Origin of the sequence: Microbulbifer taiwanensis (assembly GCF_014904815.1) — a bacterium.
In the GTDB taxonomy this organism is placed as follows: Bacteria; Pseudomonadota; Gammaproteobacteria; order Pseudomonadales; family Cellvibrionaceae; genus Microbulbifer; species Microbulbifer taiwanensis.
On sequence record NZ_JACZFR010000037.1, the window covers coordinates 25,117 to 48,383 of the forward strand.

The window sequence follows — 23,267 nt, forward strand, 5'->3', positions numbered from 1 at the left end:
ATGGGTGCGCTACGCATTGCCCAGTTCGGCCGCTCCAGGTATTCACGGCGCCTTCGGCCCTACAATGTTGTCCGCATTCCGCATTCCGCATTCCGCATTCCGCATTCCGCATTGATGAGGCACATCCCTGTGCCTCTCCCGCTTCGCGGGCAGCCTTCGGCTCCAAATCTGTTCCTGACAGATTTGTCCGCATCAGTCCCGGCGCAGTTCGTCCTTGATCGCAATCGGGTTGGGGAAATTCATCACCACGATATAGGACGACACCAGGAAGGTCAGGATGGCCGTGGCCTGGATCAGGTGCGACGCGCCACTGCCGATTAGTTGCTGGTTAAAGGCGAGGAAGGCGATCAGCAGCGAGAACTCGCTGATCTGCCCGAGACGGAAGCCGATATCCCAGGCCAGAATCTTGTGCTCGCTCTGGTTGCCGAGCAGGTAGCGGAACACCACCGGCTTGATCGCCAGCACCGCCGCCGCGGTGAGCAGGGCGGGCAGGGCAATTTCCGGCACCATCGACAGCTTGAACTGGGCGCCGAGGCTGAAGAAGAAAAGGATCAGGAAAAAGTCCCGCAGCGGTTTCAGGCTCAGGGCTATGTACTGGGAAATTGGGCTGGTGGCCAGGGTGATGCCGGCGATAAAGGCGCCGATCTCCCGCGACAGCCCGAGTATTTCCGCCAGTTCCGCCAGTCCCATACACCAGCCCAAAGCCAGCAGGAAGACGTATTCGTGAAAGCGGTCGAAGCGGGTGAACAGGGGCAGCAGCAGGTATTTCACTGCCACCCAGGCGAAAAACACCAACAGGGGGAGGGCGGCAAAGGATAAGCCCAGTTGCGCCAGGTCCACTTCGCCGGTGCTGCCGGAGAGCAGGATCATCAGGCAGGTGATGGCGACGAAGTCCTGGAACAGCAACAGGCCCACCATCATCTCACCCAGATGCTTGTGGTGCAGCACGGTGGTGGGCAGTAGTTTGATACCGATAATGGTGCTGGAAAACATCAGCGCCATGCCGATCACCCAGGATTCGGTGTCGGTAAAACCGAACAGCTGCCCTATGCCGAAACCAACACCGAGGAAAACCGCACAGCTGATCAGTCCGACAAAGGTGGCCTTACGCAGTACTGACAGCAGCGCCTGTGGCTGCATGTCGAGGCCGAGCAGGAACAGCAGGAAGATGATGCCGACGTTGGACATTTCCGCCAGCAGTTGCACATTGTCGACAACTGCGAGGCCCGAGGGGCCGAGCAGTATGCCCAGGGCGATATAGGCCACCAACAATGGCTGGCGCCCGAACAGCGCCAGTGAGGCCACTATGGCCGCACCACTGAAAATCAGGAAAAACGACTGGAAGAGAGAGTGATCCGCCACTGGACATCCTTGCTGGCTCGGCAATGTGTCCCATTATCCATGGAAGTTGGTACGGCTGAAACCGCCGTATAAACGCCGATGGAGGTCTCGTAGGGTGCGCCGCGCGCACCACTCGAAAATGCCGGTGCGCACGGCGCGCACCCTACGGAGAAAGATTGGGGGCTCTTCTGCCGCTATTCCCCGGGCGGAATGGGCAGCTCCGTGGTGCTCTTGATCTGCTCCAGGGCGAAGTTGGAAATGATATCGCTGATGCCGACGCGGCGGATCAGCTCCTTGTAGAAGCGGTCGTAGGCGGCGATATCGCTGACCACGACGCGGAGCAGGTAGTCGTAGTCGCCGGCCATGCGATAGCAGGCCACCACCTCCGGCAGCTCCGCCATATGCGCGGCGAAGGCCTCGTCCCACTCCGGTGTGTGCTGGTCGGTCTTGACCTGGGCGAACACCGAAACCGGCAGCCCGAGAATCTCTGCGTTCAGCAGTGCAACCTTGCGGCGGATGATGCCGCTTTTCTCCAGCTTCTGGACCCGCCGCCAGCAGGGGGTTTTGGTGAGGCCCACGCGTTCCGCCAGCTCCTCAATGGAGAGGCTTACGTCATTCTGGAGAATGGCAAGAAGTTGTCGATCAATCGCATCGAGTGAGGACATGATTCTACAAAGCTCCCAGTACCGCGGGGCCGTGTATCCCTGAGCGACGATTTGTGCGCCATCAATGGCGCGGCTACCGCTGAGTTTGTCCGACGCATTGAGTGTAGTGGAGTTTCCCGCCTCGCGGGATAGTTGGGCTCACACTGCACCTACTGACGTAACGATAGGCTCCGATTGGCCGCGCCGGTAGCGAAATGTTTCAGTGTGGGTTGTTGGAATTCGGGGGGCGTGTGTAGGAGCGGCGGGGCGGCCCTCCGCTCCTTACAGGAAGGCCCTGTTAGGCTGCATCTTTCGGCGGAAAGCGCGGCTCGAACAGGCCCAGCTCCATGGCCTTGTGTGCCTGGGCCATCAGGTCGATCTCGGTGAGTTCCTGCAGCTGCTGCAGGTCGTTCAGCACGTAGTAGATCGGCTGCACTATATCGATGCGGTAGGGGGTGCGCAGCGCATCCAATGCGTCGAAGTCATAGCGCTCCGGCTCGTGGCCGAGGGCGTAGAGGGTTTCCTTCGGTGAAGACAGGATGCCGCCGCCGTAGATACGCAGGCCGTCCGCGGTATTGATCAGGCCGAACTCCACTGTGAACCAGTAGAGGCGAGCCAGGTAGGCGCGCTCCTTGGGTGTCGCATTCAGGCCCAGCTGGCCGTATTTCTGCGTGAAATTGGCGAAGGCCGGATTGGTCAGCATGGCGCAGTGACCGAAGATCTCGTGGAAGATGTCCGGTTCCTGCAGGTAGTCGAACTCCTCTGGGGTGCGGATGAAAGTGGCTACCGGGAACTTGCGATCGGCGAGCAGGCCGAAAAAGGTCTCGAAGCCGATCAGCGCCGGCACCCGCGCCACCTCCCAGCCGGTCTCCCGGCGCAGCACACTGCTGACTTCCTCCAGCTGGGGGATGCGGTCGTGGGGCAGGTCCAGTAGCTCCAGGCCGTGCAGGTATTCGTCACAGGCGCGACCGGGCACCACCTTCAGCTGCCGTTCGATCAGGCGCTGCCAGGTCTGGTGCTCTATATCGGAGTACTGGATAAATCCCTGCTCGTCGGGCTGGCGCGCCACGTACTTGCTGGGCTTTTTCGCGTCTTTCTTCATAACTCTGTGCTCCCGCGGTCGCCGGCCGGGCCTCCCTGACGGGGCCGGGCCGATTCGCCGCACTGTCTTTGTTGTTATCTCTGTTTCCCTATTTTTAGTCAGCGGAGCCGTCACCGGGGAGGGCGCGAGGGGCGCTCTTGTGGTGCCAACTGTGCTGGCGTTACACTTTTTGTAAATATTTCTTTACAGGTGGGCGATGAGAGTAGAGATAACCTGCGCAAATCGTGTCGGTATATTGCACGAAATAATGCAGATATTCGGTGAGTATCGAATAAATGTAACTTCTGGTGAGTTGGGTGGCGACAGCGGGGACAAGGTCTACCTGTCGGCCCCCAGTATGCTCGCCACCCAGTACCAGACCATCGAGAGGTCCCTGCTCAGGGTGCCGGGCGTGCAGCGGGTGCGGCGCATCGCATTGATTCCATCGGAGCGGCGCCACTTTGAGCTGGACACATTGCTGCGCCATGTGGCCGATCCGGTACTGTCGGTGGATCGGGAGGGCGGGGTGGTGGCGGCCAACCTGGCCGCGGCGCGGGCCTTCGGTGTCAGCCTGGACAAGGTGCCGGGTCTGCAGCTGCAGCGCTTCCTGCCGCTGATGCAGGTGGCCGAACTGCTGCGGGACTTCGCGGTACCGCGTTACGGCCTGCCGGTGACGGTGCGCGGCCGGGCCTATCGTATGGAGTGGTCGCCGATAGCACTGGCGGACGGCTCCGCTACACAGCGGGAGGGTGCCGGATCGGTAGACTCACTGGCCGGTGCCGTGCTGACACTGCAGCAGTGGGATGTGGATCTGTCGGTCGCCGATCTGCCGCGACCGGTGGCGCTGTGGGATTTTGACCGGCGCCGCGACAGTTGCCTGCAACTGCAGGAGCTGGCCGCCTACGACGCACCGCTGCTGATCGCCGGCGAGCGGGGCAGCGGCAAGAGCACCTTCGCTGCGGCGTTACACTACCTGTCGCCACTGGCTGCGGACGGCGACTGCCGGCGCTTCCTGCCGCGGGATGGCGAGCTGCCGTTGCCGGAGCGCCTGGGAAGTACCGGTACGCTGATCCTGGAAGATCTGCACAGGCTCTCCGCCCAGGCGCAGCTGGCACTGGTGCGCCGCCTGCAGTATCTGCCGCCACAGATACGTCCGGTCGGTACCTGCGCAGCGACCGGCAGGCTGGAGCCCGCACTGGCGCAGTTCTTCTCTTCCCTCGCCGTAGTGCTGCCGCCGCTGCGGAATATGCGCCCGGCACTGGGGCGGTTTGCTGCCACAATGCTGCGGCAGGATAATCGTGAGGGGGAGGTGCCAGAGATCCACGGCGATGCCCTGGCGCTGATGGCGCGGCACGACTGGCCGGATAACTTCAATGGTCTCCGGGATTACCTGAATGCGGCGGCACGGAAGGCTCGCGCGCGTGGCGCAGGGAAAATCGAGCCGGAGGACCTGCCCGACCTGGCTGCGTGCGGTCGACACCCCTGGCGCGATTGGAGCCGCGGACTCAGCTACCGGGAAATGATGGAGCAGTTCGAGAGGGCGCTGTTCGGGGACCTGGTGGCTGAACAGCCTTCAACGCGGGAGCTGGCGAAACGGCTCGGCATCTCCCACACCGCAGTGGCCAATAAATTGCGTAAATACGGACTCGCCAGACCCGAATCCTAGATTCGACACCTGGATTCGATTTTCAAGGGGGGCTGGGTTTGCCTGAGCGGGGATTTGCCTTCAGCGCTCAATTCGCCCCAACAGCATATCCTTGAACATCACAAAGTCCCCCCACAGGCTGTAGAAAGGGTTCTTGAAGGTGGCCGGGCGGTTGTGTTCGAAAAAGAAATGCCCGACCCAGGCGAAACCATAGCCGGCCAAGGGTACCGCGACGAACAACAGGTAATTACCGCTGATCAGCGCGGTGGCGACCAGGGCGATTACCAGGCTGGTGCCGATGAAGTGCAGCCGGCGGCAGGTGAGGTTGCGGTGCTCTTCCAGGTAGAAGGGATAGAAGTCGCCGAAGGATTCAAATTTTCTCTGCTGTGCGGTAGTCATGCACTGCTCCTTATTGTTCTAGTATTTGTGCCAGTTTACGGGCAATTTCCGGCGCGTCCAAGTCGGGCACCGGCCGGTCAAATCTGGTAGGCTGCCGCAAATTTTTTCTCCCCTCGGGATAGGGCAGCTACAAAGAGGAATTTATGGCAGGTCCCCTCGCGCATCTGAAAGTTCTCGATCTCAGCCGTATCCTGGCCGGCCCCTGGGCCAGCCAGGTGTTCGCCGATTTCGGTGCCGAAGTCATCAAGATTGAGCGCCCCGAGCGGGGCGATGACACCCGCCACTGGGGGCCTCCCTACCTGAAGGATGCACAGGGTGACGACACCGCGGATGCCGCCTACTACCTGTCCGCCAACCGCGGCAAGAAATCCGTCACTGTGGATATCACGTCCGAGGCCGGGCAGCGAGTGATCCGGGAGCTGGCCGAGCGCTGCGATATCCTGCTGGAGAACTACAAGGTGGGCGGGCTGAAAAAATACGGCCTCGACTATGACGCCATTAAAGCGATCAACCCGGGCATCATCTACTGCTCCATCACCGGCTTCGGCCAGACGGGACCCTATAGTAACCGCGCCGGCTACGACGCCATGATCCAGGGCATGGGGGGCCTGATGAGTATTACCGGTGTGCCGGAAGGGCAGCCCGGCGCCGGCCCGCAGAAAGTCGGTGTGGCGGTGGCCGACCTGATGACCGGTATGTACGCTGTTTCCGCGGTGCTGGCGGCGGTGATTCACCGGGACAGAACAGGTCAGGGGCAACAAATCGACCTGGCGCTACTGGATACCCAGGTGGCCTGGCTGGCCAACCAGGCGCAAAACTATCTCACCTCCGGTGTGAGCCCCGGGCGCCAGGGTACTGCCCACCCGAATATCGTTCCCTACCAGGCGGTGCCGTCGGAAGACGGCTATTTCATGCTGGCAGTGGGCAACGACGACCAGTTCAAGCGCTTCTGCGATATCGCCGGTATCGGTGACATCGCCGGGGATCCGGCCTACGCCACCAATGCCGCACGGGTAGTGGCGCGGGAGCAACTGGTGCCGCTGATCGAGGAGGCCACGCGCAAGCGGGACTCTGCCTGGTGGCTGGAGAAGCTCAGCGACGCCCATGTGCCCTGCGGACCAATCAATACCCTGGAGCAGGTATTCGCCGATGAGCAGGTGCAGGCGCGGGGCATGGTGCTGGAGCAGTCGCACTCGCAGGCGGGTGTGGTCAAGACGGTGCGCAACCCGGTGATCTTTTCCGAGACATCCCTCGAATATGAGCAGGGGCCACCGCAACTGGGGCAGCACACCGAGCAGGTGCTGCGGGAGTTGTTGGGCAAGAGCGAAGCCGAAGTTGCAAAGCTGAAGCAGAGCGGAACCGTGTGACTCTGCAATTGGCCAATGGCCGGGGTGGACATGGAGCTGGAGCACATCAATATCGGCGCACCATGGACCTGCTTGAGAAAATATGATCTGCGTTCCCACACCGGAATCTGCGCATGCTCAATAAAATTACCGACAGGCTGGGAAACACCCTGTATGTGCAGATCTGGGAAAAGCGCATCAGGGTGACCGACATCGACAGCGGCAAGATTTTCGATGAGTCGCCGCTGGTGGCGCTGGAGCCCGGAAAGGGGCGGCGTATCTCCGTCGCCGCGGTGGGCAATCGCGCCGCTTCGGTATCCGGCAAAAGCATCGAAGTGGTCAATCCCTTCTCCCATCCCCGTTCCCTGATTCGCGACTTCGCCGCCGCGGAAAAACTGCTGCAGCATATTTTCCGCAAGCTTTGCGGAGACACACTATTCACCCCCTCGCCGATTGTCGTGTTGCAGCCGATGGAAAAGACCCAGGGCGGCCTGACCGCGATAGAGATGCGCGCCTTCCGCGAACTGGTACTCGGGGCAGGGGCGCGGGAGGCGCTGGTCTACCAGGGCGAGGCATTGACCCGGCACACCTTCGACTACCAGAAAATAAAAGCAAAAAGCGCGGGGGAGGGAAAGGCAGCAACCGAAGGTGCTGGCCAGTCGGTGCAGTGGTTTTTGGTGTTGCTGTGGATTGGCCTGATTGCACTTATGGTGGTGTTCGGTGGTGGACAGTGACAGTGGAGAGCTGCTCCTACAGGGGGCATGAAAAAGCCCCGCAGTGCGGGGCTCGGAATCGAGGGTGATGTTCTTCCGCGTGCGGAGCGCACGCGCAGAAATTATCGGGAGCTTATCGCCCGCTCTCCGGTTTCCAGTTCAACGACGACGAGCGCGTCCAGCCCAAGGTCGGCCACCAGCACTCGCTCGTTGGCGCTGTCCATCGCAAGGCCTTGCGGGTCCCTGAAGTCCGGGCCGCTGCCGGTGTCTTCGCCGGTGAAAATGGTGCGGTTGCCGCTAGCCAGATCCACAGCCACCAGGGAACGCAGATCTTCATCAGTAACCAGCGCCCGATTGCTGGAGCTGTCCAGCACAACGTCGACGGGGTCACCAAATAGCGCACCGGCGCCAGTGCTGCGGTCCGACAGGATGATGCGATTGCCGGTGTCGAGATCCACCGCTACCAGCGCACCCATGCTGACATCGCTAACCAGCGCGCGTTTGTTGGTGCTGTCTATCGCCAGGCCGAGCGGAGCAAAAAAAGCTGGGCCGGTGCCGGCACCATCACCGGAGAGGATGGTGCGGTCGCCGGTATCGAGGTCTACCGCGACCAGCGCGTCCAAGCTCTGGTCGGTTACCAGGACGCGGTTGTTGCCGCTGTCCAGCGCAAGGTCAAAAGGCCGACTGAAAGCCGTGCCCGTACCGGTACTATCGTCGGAGAGAATAGTGCGATTGCCGCTATCGAGATCCACCGCCGCCAGTGCCCGCCACCCATCGTCGATGACCAGCGCGCGATTGTTGACACTGTCCAGCGCAATGCCGCTGATCGAACGGAAGGTCGTACCGGTGCCGGTATTCCGGTCGGAGATGGGCGCGCGGTCGCCGCTGTCGAGATCGACTGCCACCAGTGCGTCTAGGGCATCACTGGCGACCAGCGCACGGTTATTGCCACTGTCCAGGGCAACCGCTAACGGATATTCAAAAGCCGCGCCGCTGCCTGTTCTGTCGGCTGGCAGGGCAGTGCGATTACCGCTATCCAGATCGACGGACAGGAGTAGCCCCTTCAATGTATTGGTGACCAGCGCGCGGTTGTTGGCAATATCCAGTGTAATGGCGTGGGGCCTGCCAAGTGCCGTACCAGTACCGGTGCTGGAGTTGGAAAAGGTGGTGCGGTCGCCGGTGTCGAGATCGACCGCAGTCAGTCTGTTGGAATAGTGTCCGGTAATTAGCACCCGGTTATTGGCGCTGTCCAGCACCAGGGATCTGGGCGACGAAAAGCCTGTACCGGCGCCGGTACTGTCGTCAGAGAGGATGGTGCGGTTGCCGGATTCGAGGTCGATCGCCACCAGCGCTCTCAAAAGGGCGTCGATAACCAATGCCCGGTTTCCGGCGCTGTCGAGCACAAGGGCTTGGGGGGTACTTAAAGCCGGGCCGCTGCCGGTGCCGCTGTCAGACAGGACAGTGCGGTCGCCACTGTCGAGATTCACCGCCACCAGTGCGCCCGAGCCAGAATCGATGACCAGTGCCCGGTGGTTGGCGATGTCCAGTGCCAGGGATATTGGAAATGTAAGCCCCGTACCCTTGCCAGTACCTCGGTCTGAGAGCGTGGTGCGATCGCCGTTGGAGAGGTCCACCGCCAGCAGTGCGCCCAAACCGGTATCAGTAACCAGCGCGCGGCTATTGGCGCTATCCAGCGCAACACCGCGAGGATCGTCGAAAGCCGCTCCACTACCGGTGTTACCGCCGGAGAGGATGGTGCGCCTGCCGGTGTCGAGATCGACCGACACCAGTGAGTCGAGACCCTCATCGGCAACCAGCGCCCGGTTGTTGGCGCTGTCCAGTGCGAGGCCATAGGGTTTGTCGAAGACAGGCCAGGAGTTGATCTCTTGCGAGATCTGCCCGGTATTTCCCGAAGCGTCCTCCCACGCGATATTGAGAGTCTCCGGGACAAACTGTGAATCGACAGCAACCTGGACACGCCAGCGATGGGGTTCATCCAGGTCAAAGGTCGCGAAGTTATTGTTGACGGACAGCGTGTTTATGTCGCTGGCCAGGACCTGATCGTCCTCTTCATCGATTAGTATGCCGGTGACGCTAGTCTGATCGGCAAGCCCGCCGAGATTGGCGTTCGGCGTCGGGTAGGAGACTTTCGCAACGAGCTGCGTCTGGTCAGTTACTGAAATCACGACAGCCTGCCGATCAGTTCCCTCCTTTCCGTCGGAGACTTCCAGCTCCACCTCATAGTCATTGTCTGCATCTGCATCGCTCGGATTCTCAAAATCCGGGGCAGAAACAAATGAGAGTGCACCGGTACCGCTGTCAATCTCGAAGAGGGCTCCGTCATCGCCCGAAAGGGTGAAAGTCAGGGTATCGCCATCGGCATCGGTGGCCGCTGCGGTGTAGCCGGTGGCACTATTGTTTTCTGCGCTGGTAGTAGAAATTCCGGATGTGAACGAAGGGGGGGAGTTGGTTGTACCGCCGCTGCCACCGCTATTACTGTTTCCGTCACTGCTGCCACCCCCGCCGCCACCACAGGCAGCGAGTAGAGTGGACGTGAGAAGTGTGGGAATGAGGATTCGTGGGGACATGGTTTGATCCTTGTATGTAAATCCATTTAAGGGGCGCGAAGTCCATACGCCGCCTGCAAAAAAGCCGCCGCATCATAGCAGTCGCTTTTAAACCGGACAAAAATGAGGGTGTGATCGAGTTCACGGTTAGGGTTGAAAGTGCGCTATTTGTAATAGCGTGTAATAGTAGGGGAGCTATGAAGCGGTATGACGACAGATGGACCGTTGAACTTAATAGAATTCCTATAGCATGGGTCTCGGGTTGCTAACATATTTCTATAATTAGAATTTAAGACAGGCCAACTCCCAGGGATGGGCTTGGCGAAATCCGACGGGGCAGAGCTGGTTTCCGGTCTGCGCCAGAATGGCGAAAGTAGTGCAGCGTAGAATAGCGTAATAGAAAGCCCCGCATCTGCGGGGCTTTCTATTAAAAGGCGATATTTTTCGGCGTGCGCGGAAATGGAATCACATCGCGGATATTGCCCATACCGGTCACATAGGAAACGATGCGGTCGAAGCCGAGGCCGAAACCGGCGTGGGGCACTGTGCCGTAGCGGCGCAGGTCGCGGTACCAGTCGAGGTGCTCTTTCGGAATCTCCATTTCGTCCATGCGCTCGTCGAGCTTTTCCAGGCGCTCTTCGCGCTGGGAACCGCCGATGATCTCGCCGATACCCGGCGCCAGCACGTCCATGGCCGCCACGGTTCTGGCGTCGTCATTCATACGCATATAGAAGGCCTTGATGTCCTTCGGGTAATTCATGACGATCACCGGCTTCTTGAAGTGTTTCTCGGCCAGGAAACGCTCGTGCTCGGAGGCTAGGTCGATACCCCAGGACACCGGGAACTCGAATTTCTCCTTGCACTTTTCCAGAATTTCGATCGCCTCTGAGTAATTGATGCGGGCGAAGTCGTTGTCGATGATATTTTCCAGGCGCGAGATGGCCTCCTTGTCGATGCGCTGGGCGAAGAAGGCCATATCGTCGGCGCGCTCTGCGAGTACCGCCTTGAAGACGTACTTCAGCATCCGCTCGGACAGGTCGGCGATATCCGCCAGGTCGGCGAAGGCGACTTCCGGCTCCACCATCCAGAACTCCGCCAGGTGGCGGGTGGTGTTGGAATTTTCCGCGCGGAAAGTGGGCCCGAAGGTGTAGACCTTGGACAGGGCCAGGCAGTAGCTCTCTACGTTCAGCTGGCCGGATACGGTCAGGAAGCTCTCCTCGCCGAAGAAGTCTTTGCCGAAATCGATATCGCCCTTGTCGGTGCGCGGCAGGTTTTCCAGGTCGAGGGTGCTGACGCGAAACATCTCGCCGGCGCCCTCGCAGTCGGAGGCAGTGAGGATCGGCGTGTGCACCCAGTTGAAGCCCTGTTCGTGGAAGAAGCGGTGCAGCGCCTGGGCAATGCAGTTGCGCACCCGGGCCACGGCGCCGCTGACATTGGTGCGCGGGCGCAGGTGGGCGTGCTCGCGCAGGTGCTCCATGGTGTGGCGCTTCGGCGACATGGGGTAGGTGTCCGGGTCTTCGACCCAGCCGATCACATGGACTTCACTGGCGAGCAGTTCGATCGCCTGGCCCTTGCCCTCCGAGGCCTTGACGGTACCTTCGATTTCGACCGCGCATCCAGTAGTCAGGCGCAGCACTTCGGACTGGTAGTTGTGGAGACCGGACTCGACCACCACCTGGATCGGGTCGAAGCAGCTGCCGTCGTGTACGGCCAGGAAGGAGAGGCCGGCCTTGGAGTCGCGGCGGGTTCTGATCCAGCCCTGTATACGGGCCTCACTGCCCTCGCGGCCGGAGGACTTCAATAGGGAATCTACGGATTCAACTTGCATGGATGTGCTCTTATCTTTCGCTCGTTCGGGGTTCTACCCCCAAATTGAATTACCGGCGCATATTGACGTTTTGGCGGGGGGAAATCCAGTCCTTCGGCAGTGCTGAGTGGGGCTACCCTAGGGTGCGCCGTGCGCACCAGCCCTAGGCCGATGCGGGTTTAAGGCTTATTGGTGCGCACGGCGCACCCTACAGGTTCAAAGGTGGTCGCGGGGAATCCGGCGCTGCCAGTTCTCCGAGTAGACGCGCTTGTCGCCCTCCCAGGCGTCCAGCTCGGCGTGGATATAGAAATACTCGGTATCGGCGGTGAGCAGGGTGCGGGTTGTGGTGCGCACCGACCAGTTGCCGCGGCGGAAGATGCGCTCGGTGCGTGTCTCGCCCTCAAGGGACAGGTAGTCGTCGTCGCGGTAGCGATACCAGTTCCAGGTGCGGTTGGCCACGTCCATATCGATGGCCTCGATATGCTTGAGGCCGTCATCCTTGATGACTTCCAATACGGATTCGTCCAGGGCCAGGTCCCGGTGCACCAGCCAGTTGTGGTTCGGGGGTTCCTTGATCTTCACATGAGTCGGTCTTGCGCCTTGCGGGGGTTCAAAGCGGATGTTGCCGTCCTCCGGCCGCGGCCTGCGCCTGGGCAGTACAAGTCGGCTGGCCGCCGGATAGACACGCATGCGCACCGGCCTGGGTGGCGGCCAGGCCAGGGCCCAGTAGGAGGTGGAAAGGCTCAGGCGCAGGCGGTGGCCGGCGGGGAAGTTCTGGCCGATGTTGTTCATTGGCACCCGCACCTTGTAGCGCCTGCCCGGTACCAGCGGTTTCGGCTCGGCGTGGCTGTCGCGGTGGGTCAGGTTGAAGAGTCCATAGGTGACGCGGGTCGCCTTGCCGTCCGGGGCCACGTCCGACAGGCGCGCGGCGACCATGGCTACCGGCTGGCTGCAGCTGAGTTCCAGTTCCACGCGGGGAGCGCCGAGAATCTCCAGGTCCTTTACCAGCGGCGCGCTCTCGAACACCAGGGCGCCGCCGTCCTCCTCGCGCTGGTCGTGGGGCAGGTCTGGCGCATAGGTATAGGAGCACCATTTGCCGGCGAACAGGCCGACACTTAAGGGGGACTGTATCTCCACCATTTCATCACCGGGGCAGGGCGCTTCGCCGGCCATCAGGATGCGACTGCTGTCTAGCGGATAGGCGGCCTCGAGAATATCCGCTGCCGGCCAGGTCTTCTCTCCGACCCAGCGCCCGGGCCGCTCCAGGTATTGGGTGGTGGGCGGCACGCTGTCCTGCATCCAGGCGCGCAGCATGGGCTCCTGCATGACGCCGGTATCCAGCTCCTTCAGCCAGTGATCCCACCAGCGCAATGTCTCCTGCAGGAAACCGATGGCCGGTCCCGGCGCACCCAGGTGCGGATACTTGTGGCCCCAGGGGCCGATCAGCCCCTGGCGCGGCACCCGGAGATATTCCAGCAGGCGGAAAATCGAATTCGTGTAGCCGTCCGCCCAGCCCCCCACCAGCATTACCGGACACTGCACAGCCTCGTAGCGCTGGCTGACCGAGCCGTGTTCCCAGTAGTGATCGCGGTACTGGTGACGCAACCAGGTGTCCAGCCACAGGCCGCTGCCGCGCAGGCGCTCCATCCACATGTCTCGCCAGCGCTCGCCGACCAGCGCCGGGTCCGGCGGGCAGGTGTTGACCGAGAACATGGTGGTGGCCTCGGACAGGTTATCCGTCAGCAGGCAGCCGCCCATGTAGTGCATATTGTCCAGGTAGAGATCGTCGGTGGAGCAGGCGGACACCACCGCCTTCAGTTGCGGTGGTGCCAGGGATGCTATCTGCAGTGCGTTGAAGCCGCCCCAGGATATGCCCATCATGCCCACACTGCCGTCGCACCAGGGCTGCTCCGAGATCCAGCGGATTGCCGCGACGCCGTCATCCAGCTCCTGCTGGCGGTACTGGTCCACCAGCACGCCGCCGGACTCGCCGCTGCCGCGCAGGTCCACACGCACACAGGCGTAGCCGTGCCCGGCCAGATAGGGGTGGGTGATGGAGTCCCGCAGGCGGGTCATGTCGCGCTTGCGATAGGGGATATATTCCAGGATTGCTGGCACCGGCTGTTGCTCCGCAGTTTCCGGCAGCCAGATACGCGCGGCCAGGTGGCAGCCGTCGGGCATGGGAATCTCCACATGCTCGTGCATCTTCACCTTGTGGGGGAAATGCTCCACGAATTTCATTAATAACGCACCCGATTGAACTGGAATTCCTCCGGCGATGCGCCATCGGAAAACTCGAAGTGCAGCCGATCCGCCAATCGGTGATAGCTCTCCAACAGTTCGCTCTGTGACTGCGCACCGAGCAGGATATTGGCGATTTCAAAACTGTAGCTGTCCTGGTTGAGTTTTTCCGATAGACGCTGCCCCTGGTCGATGGTGAGGATGACCTTGCTGTCGGGTATGGAAGATTCTGCGGCCCGGATTTCTGCTTCGCCGGGCAACTTCTCCACCCGGGTGTCGCTGTAGCGCCGCAACATGAACTTTGCTGCGCAGCGGTATTTCCCGTGGCATTCGCTCAGGTCCGGCATTCTTCCCAGGGCCAGGTCCAGTGGCACCTGGTGGTTCGACACGCCGTGAACCTTGATGAACTGATCGCTGTGGGACTGAGAAATGCGCGTGTTGATCTCCAGCACCTTCAGGGCGTTTTTCTGATCGTCCCAGAAAAACTCGATTCCGAAGGGGGAATTGTCAAAGCCGATATGGCGCAGCAGCTTTTCCCCTGCATCACAGATTTTCTGCTGTGCCTGTCGCGGCCAGACCGAGGGGTATTCGTAGCGGGTGAAGCTCCAGTTTCTGCTGTCTTTTACCGTGTCAACGATGCCGTGTACCCGATATTTTCCGTCCAACATCGAGCCTTCGATACCGCACTGTTTGCCGCTGATGATTTCCTCGGCGATACACCAGTTGCCGTCGACTTCGCCTACCTTTGCAGGAACGTCGGTGTGGGCCAGGGCCTGATTAAACGCATCGCCGTAGCGCCGGATTTCCCCGCGGATAGCCTCCAGAGCACGCAGGAATTCCCCATCGTTTTCTATGCGGAATCCGAGAAAGGATGAGTGGGCCTTGATGGGTTTGAGCCAGAGGGGATAGTCGATGGTCAACTGTTCCCGGGGGCTCTCTGCAAACGGGTTGATTGCGCAGAATACCGGCGTCCAGCCCGGTAATGCCGCCTGCTGCTCGAGGCGGCTCCAGTACTTGTGCTCACATTTGAGCACTGCCCTCAAAGTTGCGGAGCGCAGGCCGAACTTTTCACCTAGGTGGGCAAGCAGCACGCTGGTGGGGAAATCCCAATGGCCGAGAATACCGGCAATGGGCTCGGGAAACTCGCGCAGCTGGCGCTCCGCCTTGTGCAGCAACTCGTCGTAGGGATAGGTATCGGCGAGCACAACTTCTTCGAAGTCGAGCAGCGGGTGAAATCGATACTCTTCGGCGTTGCGAACACACTCGACATAAGCCTGGCGCAATGGATCCAGCCCGAGGACGAAGAAGTGCTTGGGCATAAACTGCTCCGGCCATGCACATGCCGCCTGCTGCGGTAATTCGAAGACTTACCAGCAGTCTAGCAGTTGCGGCGGATACGGCGTTTGGATGGGGCGGCGGGGAATAGTTGGAACTCGTCACCCCGGCGCAGGCCGGGGTCCAAGGGTCGGAGAACAGGATTCCGGTACCGGATCAAGTCCGGCACAGGCCGTGCGCCGGAATGACGAGGGAGGGTTAAGAAAGGCCGCGGCGACGAAACAGCGGCAGTGGTTGGTCGACGCCGGCCTGGTAGCTATCGCTGAAGTCGTTCAGGGAGGCCAGCAGCCCCAACAAGGACTGCTCGCCCTCGTAGGCGAAGGCATTGAAACCGCAGCGGCTCAGGTAGGTGAGTTGGTCGCGCATAAAAGCGCCCACTGCGCGCAGTTCGCCCTTATAGTCGTAGCGCTCGCGCAGCTGGCGACCGGTGGTGAAGCCGCGGCCGTCGGCAAATGCGGGGAAGTGCACGGCGATCAATGGCAGCGCCTCGGCATCCGCGCCGATCAGTTCCGCGCCCTCGTCACTGTCCAGCCAGACACCGATTTCGGTCTTGCGGCTCGAGAGGTCGCTTTTCAGGGCCTTCCAGATCCCATAGGGCAGTATGACCTTGCCGGGTGCCAGGGATGCGGCGGTGATTTCTGTCTCTTCGTCGCTCTGCGGCAGCAGTCGCCATTCATTGCTGGCCAGGGTGCCGTCAATGATCAGTTCGGCGGGGTTGGCCGGTTGCGGCCCCAGCTTGGCTGGCTTTGGCCTCTTAGCTTGCGCGGGCATAGACTCTCTCCTTGAAGGGCTGCAGGCCGATGCGGTTGTAGGTATCGATAAAGGGCTCTTCCGGTTGGCGCTGCTCGACATAGAGGTCCAGGATCTTGCCGATCACATCCGGCATTTCCGCACGGGAAAAACTGGGGCCGAGCACCTTGGCCAGGCTGGCGCTCTCCGAAGAGCTGCCGCCCAGCTGCACCTGGTAGAACTCCTCACCCTTCTTGTCCACACCGAGAACGCCGATATGGCCCACGTGGTGATGGCCGCAGGCGTTCATGCAACCGGAGATATTCAGGTTCAGGTCGCCCAGGTCGTAGAGGTAATCCAGGTCGTCGAAGCGGCGTTGTATCGCCTCGGCCACCGGGATGGACTTGGCATTGGCCAGGGAGCAGTAGTCGCCGCCCGGGCAGCAGATCATGTCGGTCAGGGTGCCGATATTCGGCGTGGCAAAGCCGTGCTTGCGTGCCGCCTGCCACAGTTCAAACAGACGCTCCTGTTCGACGTCCGCCAGCACCACGTTCTGGTCGTGGGTGACGCGGGCCTCACCGAAACTGAATCCGTCCGCCAGCTCGGCGATGGCCTCCAGTTGGCGGTCGGTGACGTCACCCGGGGGTACGCCGGTGGGTTTGGTGGAGAGCTTGATGGCGCGATAGCCCGGCACCCGGTGGGGGAAGCTGTTGCGCTCCAGCCAGCGGCTGAACGCCTTGTCATCTTCCGCCTGGGCCTGCAGCGCCGCATCGCTGGCGGCACCGTCGAAGGTCCTGTAGTCGGGATCGGCGAAGAAGGACTTGGCCCAGGCCAGCGCTTCCGGGGTCAGCTGCTCGGCGCCGTCCCGGATCTGTTCCCATTCCTTTTCCACCAGGCGGCCGAATTCCTCGGCGCCCATGGCCTTTACCAGTATCTTGATGCGCGCCTTGTACTTGTTGTCGCGCCGGCCCAGCTGGTTGTAGACGCGCACTATGGCTTCGAGGTAGGAGAGCAGGTCCCGCTCCGGCAGGAAGTCGCGGATCTGTTCGGCGATCACCGGCGTGCGGCCCTGGCCGCCGCCGACCAGCACCTGGTAGCCGATTTCTTCGCCGCGTTTCACTATCTGCACGCCGATATCGTGCACGCGAATGGCGGCGCGGTCCTGTTCGGATCCGCTGACGGCGATCTTGAACTTGCGCGGCAGGAAGGCGAACTCCGGGTGGAAGGTGGACCACTGGCGGATCAGCTCGCAGTAGGGGCGCGGATCGACGATCTCGTCCCTGGCCACCCCGGCGTAGGGATCGGAGGTGGTGTTGCGGATGCAGTTGCCACTGGTCTGTACCGCGTGCATCTCCACTTCCGACAGTTCGGCGAGGATATCCGGTATGTCCTCCAGCTGCGGCCAGTTGAATTGCAGGTTCTGGCGGGTGGTGAAGTGGGCGTAGCCCTTGTCGTAATCGCGACTGATGCGTGCCAGGCGGCGCAACTGGGTGCTGTTGAGCAGGCCGTAGGGTACGGCAATGCGCAGCATCGGCGCCAGGCGCTGGATATAGAGGCCGTTCTGCAGGCGCAGCGGCAGAAATTGTTCCTCGCTCAGCTCGCCGGACAGATAGCGTTCCGTCTGGCCGCGGAACTGGGCCACGCGATCGCCAATAATGGCGCGGTCCCGGTCGTCATATCGATACATAACAGCTTGATTCCATTGCCTTTTTGCGCTGATCGTGGAGAGGGACGCAAGTCTGCGCAGTCTCCGATGGCGCATAACATACCAGCGGGCTTATGCAAAAAATAACAATATTTTTCGCTATCTCTGTAACCAATGGTTATAAGTGTCGGAGATTGCCGGGATGGCGTCGCTTGCGCCACCGGCGGGGATTTGCTCTACTTGACCAGCCGTTCCAAGCGGCCCTGCTACTTTGCATAACAATAATGGTATCGGAGTATTTCGATGAGTGAAGAAGTAGTTGTATCCAGTGAAGACGACAATGTGGCGGACGCCTTTGCCGCTGTGGCCCTGGTTGCCATATTTGTTGTGACCTGTATTTACTGGGTGGCCTCCCAGTAATCTCTCCCTGAGCCCGGAGCTGGGTGGTGCCGGGCGGGATTCCTTTCTTTATTTCTCCAGATTTCTTGCTGTTATACGGTGGCTGATGTGCTATCGGCCTAGATTGATCACGGCCATGGGCCGCTCCTACAGGTGCCTGAGGTGCCTGTTTGTCCAGTGTAATCGTCATGCCGGCGCAGGCCGGTATCCAGTTTCGTGGCACCTGGATTCCGGCCTGCGCCGGAATGACGAGTGAGCCTTGTAGGAGCGGTCCGGCCGGGAGCGGTCCGGCCGGGAGCGGCCCATGGCCGCGATCGAAGCCTGGTATTGCGGAGAGAGTGGGGCCCGGCACTCAGCCCATATTGCCGAGTACCGTCTTCACCACCAGCACCAGCGTCAACACAAACAACCCGGTAAAGATTATCCCCGCGGCAATATAGGCCTTGATACTGCCGCCCTTGAAGTCCCGCTCGCGGTTTCTGCTGCTCTGCACGCCGATGGCGGCTGCCAGGGTGCTCAGCACTACCTGGCCGAAAGAGGGCTTTTCGTTTTTGTTTCTCTCTTCGCTCATCTGCTCACTCCTCCAGGTTGGGCCGCAGCCAGCGCTCCAGTGCCTGTTCGCTCAGGCCCTTGCGCTCCGCCAGGCTCTGCAGCTGGTCACGACCTATTTTACCCACGTTAAAGTACTTGGCCTGCGGGTGGGCGAAGTACCAGCCGCTGACCGATGCCGCCGGCAGCATGGCGAAGTGTTCCGTCAGGCTCACCCCGGCATTCTGCTCCGCATCCAGCAGTTTGAACAGGGTCGCCTTTTCCGTGTGGTCGGGGCAGGCGGGGTAGCCGGGCGCGGGACGGATACCGGTATAGGCCTCCTTGATCAGCTCCTCATTGCTGAGCTGCTCGTCCGGCGCGTAGCCCCAGTAATCCACGCGAATCTGCTTGTGCAGGTATTCGGCGAAGGACTCCGCCAGCCGATCCGCCAGAGCCTTGACCATGATCGCATTGTAGTCGTCGTGCTTGGCCTCGTACTTCGCCGCCAGCTCATCGGCGCCCAGGCCGGTGGTTACCGCGAAGCCGCCCACATAGTCCGCGACACGGGAGCCGTCAGCCCTGAAAGAGTCCACCGGCGCGACAAAGTCTGCCAGGGAGCGACACTGGCCGTCGCCGCCGCGCTTCTGCACCTGCTGGCGCATATGGTGCAGTCGCGTCAACTCCTCGCTGCGGCGCTCGTCCTTGTAGACGATGATATCGTCACCGTCGCTGTTGGCCGGCCAGAGGCCGAACACGGCGCGGGCCCTGAGCAGTTTCCTGTCAATGATCTGCTGCAGCATCAACTGCGCATTTTTGTACAGGTCGGTTGCCGCCTCGCCGACGACTTCGTCGTTGAGGATGGCCGGGTACTTGCCGGCCAGGTCCCAGGAGATAAAGAAGGGTGTCCAGTCGATGGTGTCGACGAGTTTTTCCAGCGGGAAATCGTCGATTACGGTTACGCCGATTTTGTTCGGCACCGCGGCCGTGTAGTTCTGCCAGTCGAACTGCGGCGCCGCCGCCAGCGCCTCTTCGTAACTGAGACGGGTGTCGTTGCGCTTGCGGTTGGCGGTACGTTTGCGCACCTTTTCGTACTCTTCCTGAATGCCTTTGACAAAATTGGGGCGCAGCTCATCGGAGATCAGGCTGCTGGCCACGCCCACCGCGCGGGAGGCATCCGCCACATACACTGTCTGGTTGCGCTTGAACTGGGGATCGATCTTTACGGCGGTGTGCGCCTTTGAGGTGGTGGCACCGCCGATCAGCAGTGGAATGTCGAAGCCCTGGCGCTCCATCTCCGCGGCCACATGTACCATCTCGTCCAGGGATGGGGTGATCAGGCCGGACAGGCCGATGATATCGCACTGCTTTTCCCTGGCTGTCTGCAGAATGGTTTCCGCCGGCACCATCACGCCCAGGTCGATGACCTCGTAGTTGTTGCAGGCCAGCACCACGCCGACGATATTCTTGCCGATATCGTGCACGTCACCTTTTACCGTGGCCATCAGGATACGACCGTTGGGCTTGCTCGCCTCGGTCTTTTCCTCCTCGATATAAGGTTGCAGGTAGGCTACCGACTGCTTCATGACCCGGGCGGATTTCACCACCTGGGGCAGGAACATCTTGCCGGCACCAAAGAGGTCGCCGACCACATTCATGCCGTCCATCAGCGGGCCTTCGATCACATCCAGCGGGCGTGTTGCCTGGGCGCGGGCCTCCTCGGTGTCCTGCTCGATAAAGTTGTTGATGCCCTTGACCAGGGCGTGCTCCAGGCGCTTGTTCACCGGCAGCTGGCGCCAGGCCAGGTCCTCCTTCCGCTCGGCGGTAGTGCCGTCGCCGCGGTATTTCTCGGCGATATCCAGCAGCGCCTCGGTCGCGTCGGGGCTGCGGTTCAGGATTACGTCCTCGACCTTTTCGCGCAACTCCTGTGGCAGTTCGTCGTAGACCTCCAGCATACCGGCGTTGACGATGCCCATATTCAGGCCGGCCCTGATGGCGTGAAACAGGAAAACCGAGTGAATCGCCTCGCGCACCGGGTTGTTGCCGCGGAAGGAGAAAGACACATTGGACACGCCGCCGGATACATTGGCACCGGGAAGCTGCTCGCGGATCCACTGGGCGGCCTCAATAAAATCCACCGCGTAATTGTTGTGTTCCTCGATACCGGTGGCGACGGCAAAGATATTCGGGTCGAAGACAATATCGTTCGGTGCGAAGCCGACCTTGTCCACGAGGATGTCGTAGCTGCGCTTGCAGATCTCGGTCTTGCGCGCAAAGGTATCCGCCTGGCCCTGCTCGTCGAAGGCCATCACCACCACGGCGGCGCCGTAGCGCAGGCACAGGCGCGCCTTTTCAATGAAATCGGCCTCGCCCTCCTTGAGGCTGATGGAGTTGACGATCGGCTTGCCCTGGATGCACTGCAGGCCCGCCTCGATGACCTCCCACTTGGAGGAGTCCACCATAAACGGCACCCTGGCGATATCCGGTTCGGTGGCGGCCAGGTTGAGGAAGCGGCGCATGGCGGCGACGGAATCCAGCATCGCCTCGTCCATATTGAAGTCGATCACCTGGGCCCCGTCCTCCACCTGGGCGGCGGCTACCTGCAGGGCGGTGTCGTAGTCCTCTTCCATGATCAGTCGCTTGAAGCGCGCCGAGCCGGTTACGTTGCAGCGCTCGCCGACATTCACGAACAGGGAATTCTCGTCGACGACGAAGGGCTCCAGGCCCGCGAGCCGCAGGGCCGGTTTTATCTCTGGCAGCGCGCGCGGCGCTATATCGGCCACCGCATCGGCGATAGCGCGGATATGTTCTGGCGTGGTGCCACAGCAGCCGCCGAGAATATTGATAAAGCCGCTGCGTGCGAATTCGGCCACAATTGCCGCGGTCTCTTCCGGTGTCTCGTCGTACTCGCCGAACTCGTTGGGCAGTCCGGCGTTGGGGTGGGCGGATACATTTTCGGCGCAGACGCCGGAAAGGGCCTCGACATAGGGGCGCAACTCAGTGGCGCCGAGCGCGCAGTTGAGGCCGACGGAAAGCGGTTTGGCGTGGGCGACCGAGTAGTAGAAAGCCTCGGTGGTCTGGCCGGACAGGGTGCGGCCGGAGGCATCGGTGATGGTGCCGGAAATCATGATCGGCAACTCGAAGCCGAGCTCCTCGAACAGCTGTTGCAGTGCGTAGATGGCCGCCTTGGCATTCAGCGTATCGAAAATGGTTTCGACCAGGATCAGGTCGGAGCCGCCCTCGACCAGCGCGCGGCCGGCCTCGACATAGTTCTGCACCAGTTCGTCGAAGGTAACATTGCGTGCGCCCGGGTCGTTCACGTCCGGGGAGATACTCGCGGTGCGCGACGTGGGGCCGATGACGCCGGCCACGAATCGCGGCCTGTCCGGCGTCGACAGGGCGTCCGCTGCGCGACGGGCGACGCGAGCCGCCTCCAGGTTCAGTTCCGGCACCAGGTCTTCCATATCGTAATCCGATTGGGACAGGCGCGTCGCGTTAAAAGTATTGGTCTCGATAATATCGGCACCGGCCTCGAGATACTCCCGGTGCAGCCGCTCGATCAGCGCCTGCTGGGTCAGGCTCAACAGGTCGTTATTGCCCTTCAGGTCCCGGTGGAAGTCCGCAAAGCGCTGGCCGCGATAGTCGCCTTCCCCGAGCTTTTCCCGCTGAATCATGGTGCCCATGGCCCCGTCCAGTATCAGGATGCGCTCGGCGAGTGCAGAGCTGAGCTGTTCGAGGCGTTGGCTGCGGGACTGCTGGGACATGGACACTTCCTTAAAGCGATAGCGGGGTCGAAAGGGCGGCCATATTAACACGGGCGCAGAGGCTGGGGCCGGTATGCCGCCGCTCCTGTGGGCATAAGCCGCAAACCAATGGTTCTAGACGGCCGGTCAAATCGTGAGCGGAAACGCCAATGGCCTGGAGGGGCACGGAGCTGCCACGAGAGTCGGTCGCAACGAGCAGTCGGCAATTGTGCGAGCGGCAATCCCCGGCATCCCTCCTACACTCTGGGAGTGCCGGACACGGCAATCTTGACGCCGATATAGGCTATCGGGAGCAGCAGTCAGGGCAAGCCGATCGCGCGCGCCGACGCTGATGGCCGATTGAATGTTCACATGAGGAAAAGCGACGATGAAGATTCTGATGGTACTGACTTCCCATGACCGGCTGGGCGATACTGGTGAGAAAACCGGTTTCTGGCTGGAGGAGTTCGCGGCGCCTTACTACGTCTTCCGGGATGCCGGCGCGGCAGTGAGCCTGGCCTCGCCCAAAGGCGGCCAGCCACCCCTGGATCCAAAGAGTGACGAGCCGGATTTCCAGACCGCAGCGACCGAAAGGTTCAAGAAGGATGGCGAAGCCCGGGAGGCGCTGGCAAACACAGAGCCGCTCGCGGGCCTGGAGGCAGCGGATTTCGATGCGATCTTCTACCCGGGCGGTCACGGTCCCCTGTGGGACCTTGCAGAGGACAGGCACTCGATTGCCTTGATCGAGGCTTTCAGTGCCGCGGGCAAGCCCATCGGGGCCGTGTGCCACGCGCCGGCGGCCTTCCGCCACACCAGGGGTGCAGATGGCAAATCGCTGGTGCACGGCAAGAGCGTTACCGGCTTCAGCAATTCGGAGGAGGCCGCCGTGGGGCTCACCGAGGTGGTGCCCTTCCTGGTGGAAGACATGCTGAAGTCCAATGGTGGCGATTACTCCAGCGCCGACGACTGGCAGAGCTACGTGGTCGTCGATGGAGCCCTGGTCACCGGGCAGAATCCGGCCTCGTCGGAGGAAACCGCCGAAACCCTGCTGGGCTTCGTCAAGGAGCCCTGATCAGGCGGCGGGGCGGAGCGGCTGTTCGCCCGCCA

16 protein-coding genes are annotated in these 23,267 nt (G+C 61.4%); 4 read left to right on the forward strand and 12 right to left on the reverse strand.

All coding sequences use genetic code 11. The annotated features are described in order from the left end of the window. Positions 1-192 precede the first annotated feature (192 nt). From IG627_RS14045 to phhA, 3 genes are all read right to left on the reverse strand, one after another. Positions 193-1,362, reverse strand: a complete 1,170-nt coding sequence (locus IG627_RS14045; RefSeq protein ID WP_193193008.1) for a cation:proton antiporter domain-containing protein — start codon at positions 1,360-1,362, stop codon at positions 193-195. A 173-nt stretch (positions 1,363-1,535) separates the two neighbouring features. Then, complete coding sequence (locus tag IG627_RS14050) at positions 1,536-2,006, reverse strand: Lrp/AsnC family transcriptional regulator (RefSeq protein ID WP_193193009.1); 471 nt, start codon at positions 2,004-2,006, stop codon at positions 1,536-1,538. A 277-nt stretch (positions 2,007-2,283) separates the two neighbouring features. Continuing rightward, positions 2,284-3,201: a phenylalanine 4-monooxygenase gene (gene phhA, locus IG627_RS14055; protein ID WP_404932097.1), complete on the reverse strand. Its 918-nt coding sequence runs from the start codon at positions 3,199-3,201 to the stop codon at positions 2,284-2,286. Between the two features lie 133 nt (positions 3,202-3,334). Between phhA and IG627_RS14060 the strand changes: the two genes are divergently transcribed. Next, the gene (locus IG627_RS14060; protein ID WP_193193011.1) at positions 3,335-4,732 is read left to right on the forward strand and encodes a TyrR/PhhR family helix-turn-helix DNA-binding protein; all 1,398 of its coding nucleotides are present in this window, start codon (positions 3,335-3,337) and stop codon (positions 4,730-4,732) included. 60 nt (positions 4,733-4,792) lie between these two features. Here the strand turns inward: IG627_RS14060 and IG627_RS14065 are convergent, their stop codons facing one another. Then, on the reverse strand, positions 4,793-5,110 hold the full coding sequence (locus IG627_RS14065; protein ID WP_193193012.1) for a DUF962 domain-containing protein: 318 nt from the start codon (positions 5,108-5,110) through the stop codon (positions 4,793-4,795). Positions 5,111-5,253: 143 nt separating this feature from the next. On the opposite strand from IG627_RS14065, the gene IG627_RS14070 reads away from it, so the two are divergent. Both IG627_RS14070 and IG627_RS14075 read left to right on the forward strand, forming a co-directional pair. After that, positions 5,254-6,477: a CaiB/BaiF CoA transferase family protein gene (locus tag IG627_RS14070; RefSeq protein WP_193193013.1), complete on the forward strand. Its 1,224-nt coding sequence runs from the start codon at positions 5,254-5,256 to the stop codon at positions 6,475-6,477. Between the two features lie 113 nt (positions 6,478-6,590). Then, a complete protein-coding gene (locus tag IG627_RS14075) occupies positions 6,591-7,190 on the forward strand; it encodes a rod shape-determining protein (protein WP_193193014.1) in 600 nt (199 codons plus the stop codon). 101 nt (positions 7,191-7,291) lie between these two features. On the opposite strand, the gene IG627_RS14080 is transcribed toward IG627_RS14075, so the two are convergent. The 8 genes from IG627_RS14080 to metH all read right to left on the reverse strand — a co-directional run bounded on the left by IG627_RS14080 (position 7,292) and on the right by metH (position 22,181). After that, on the reverse strand, positions 7,292-9,757 hold the full coding sequence (locus IG627_RS14080; RefSeq protein WP_193193015.1) for a hypothetical protein: 2,466 nt from the start codon (positions 9,755-9,757) through the stop codon (positions 7,292-7,294). A gap of 406 nt (positions 9,758-10,163) precedes the next feature. Continuing rightward, a complete protein-coding gene (gene asnS, locus IG627_RS14085; RefSeq protein ID WP_193193016.1) occupies positions 10,164-11,564 on the reverse strand; it encodes an asparagine--tRNA ligase in 1,401 nt (466 codons plus the stop codon). 195 nt (positions 11,565-11,759) lie between these two features. Further along, positions 11,760-13,784: a CocE/NonD family hydrolase gene (locus IG627_RS14090; RefSeq protein WP_193193017.1), complete on the reverse strand. Its 2,025-nt coding sequence runs from the start codon at positions 13,782-13,784 to the stop codon at positions 11,760-11,762. Continuing rightward, positions 13,784-15,103, reverse strand: coding sequence for an ATP-grasp domain-containing protein (locus tag IG627_RS14095; RefSeq protein ID WP_193193018.1), 1,320 nt, complete (start codon positions 15,101-15,103; stop codon positions 13,784-13,786). Before IG627_RS14095 ends, IG627_RS14090 begins: the two co-directional genes overlap by 1 nt. 214 nt (positions 15,104-15,317) lie before the next feature. Further along, the gene (locus tag IG627_RS14100; RefSeq protein WP_193193019.1) at positions 15,318-15,890 is read right to left on the reverse strand and encodes a DUF934 domain-containing protein; all 573 of its coding nucleotides are present in this window, start codon (positions 15,888-15,890) and stop codon (positions 15,318-15,320) included. Beyond that, positions 15,874-17,535, reverse strand: coding sequence for a nitrite/sulfite reductase (locus IG627_RS14105; RefSeq protein ID WP_193193020.1), 1,662 nt, complete (start codon positions 17,533-17,535; stop codon positions 15,874-15,876). The genes IG627_RS14100 and IG627_RS14105 overlap by 17 nt, the downstream gene beginning before the upstream one ends. Positions 17,536-18,244: 709 nt before the next feature. Further along, entirely contained in the window at positions 18,245-18,463 is a 219-nt protein-coding gene (locus tag IG627_RS14110; RefSeq protein ID WP_193193021.1) for a DUF2970 domain-containing protein, read from the reverse strand. Positions 18,464-18,467: 4 nt separating this feature from the next. After that, complete coding sequence (gene metH / locus IG627_RS14115; RefSeq protein ID WP_193193022.1) at positions 18,468-22,181, reverse strand: methionine synthase; 3,714 nt, start codon at positions 22,179-22,181, stop codon at positions 18,468-18,470. Positions 22,182-22,548: 367 nt separating this feature from the next. On the opposite strand from metH, the gene IG627_RS14120 reads away from it, so the two are divergent. Then, positions 22,549-23,232 (forward strand): type 1 glutamine amidotransferase domain-containing protein, encoded by a 684-nt coding sequence (locus IG627_RS14120; protein WP_193193023.1) that lies wholly within the window; start codon positions 22,549-22,551, stop codon positions 23,230-23,232. Positions 23,233-23,267 lie beyond the last annotated feature (35 nt).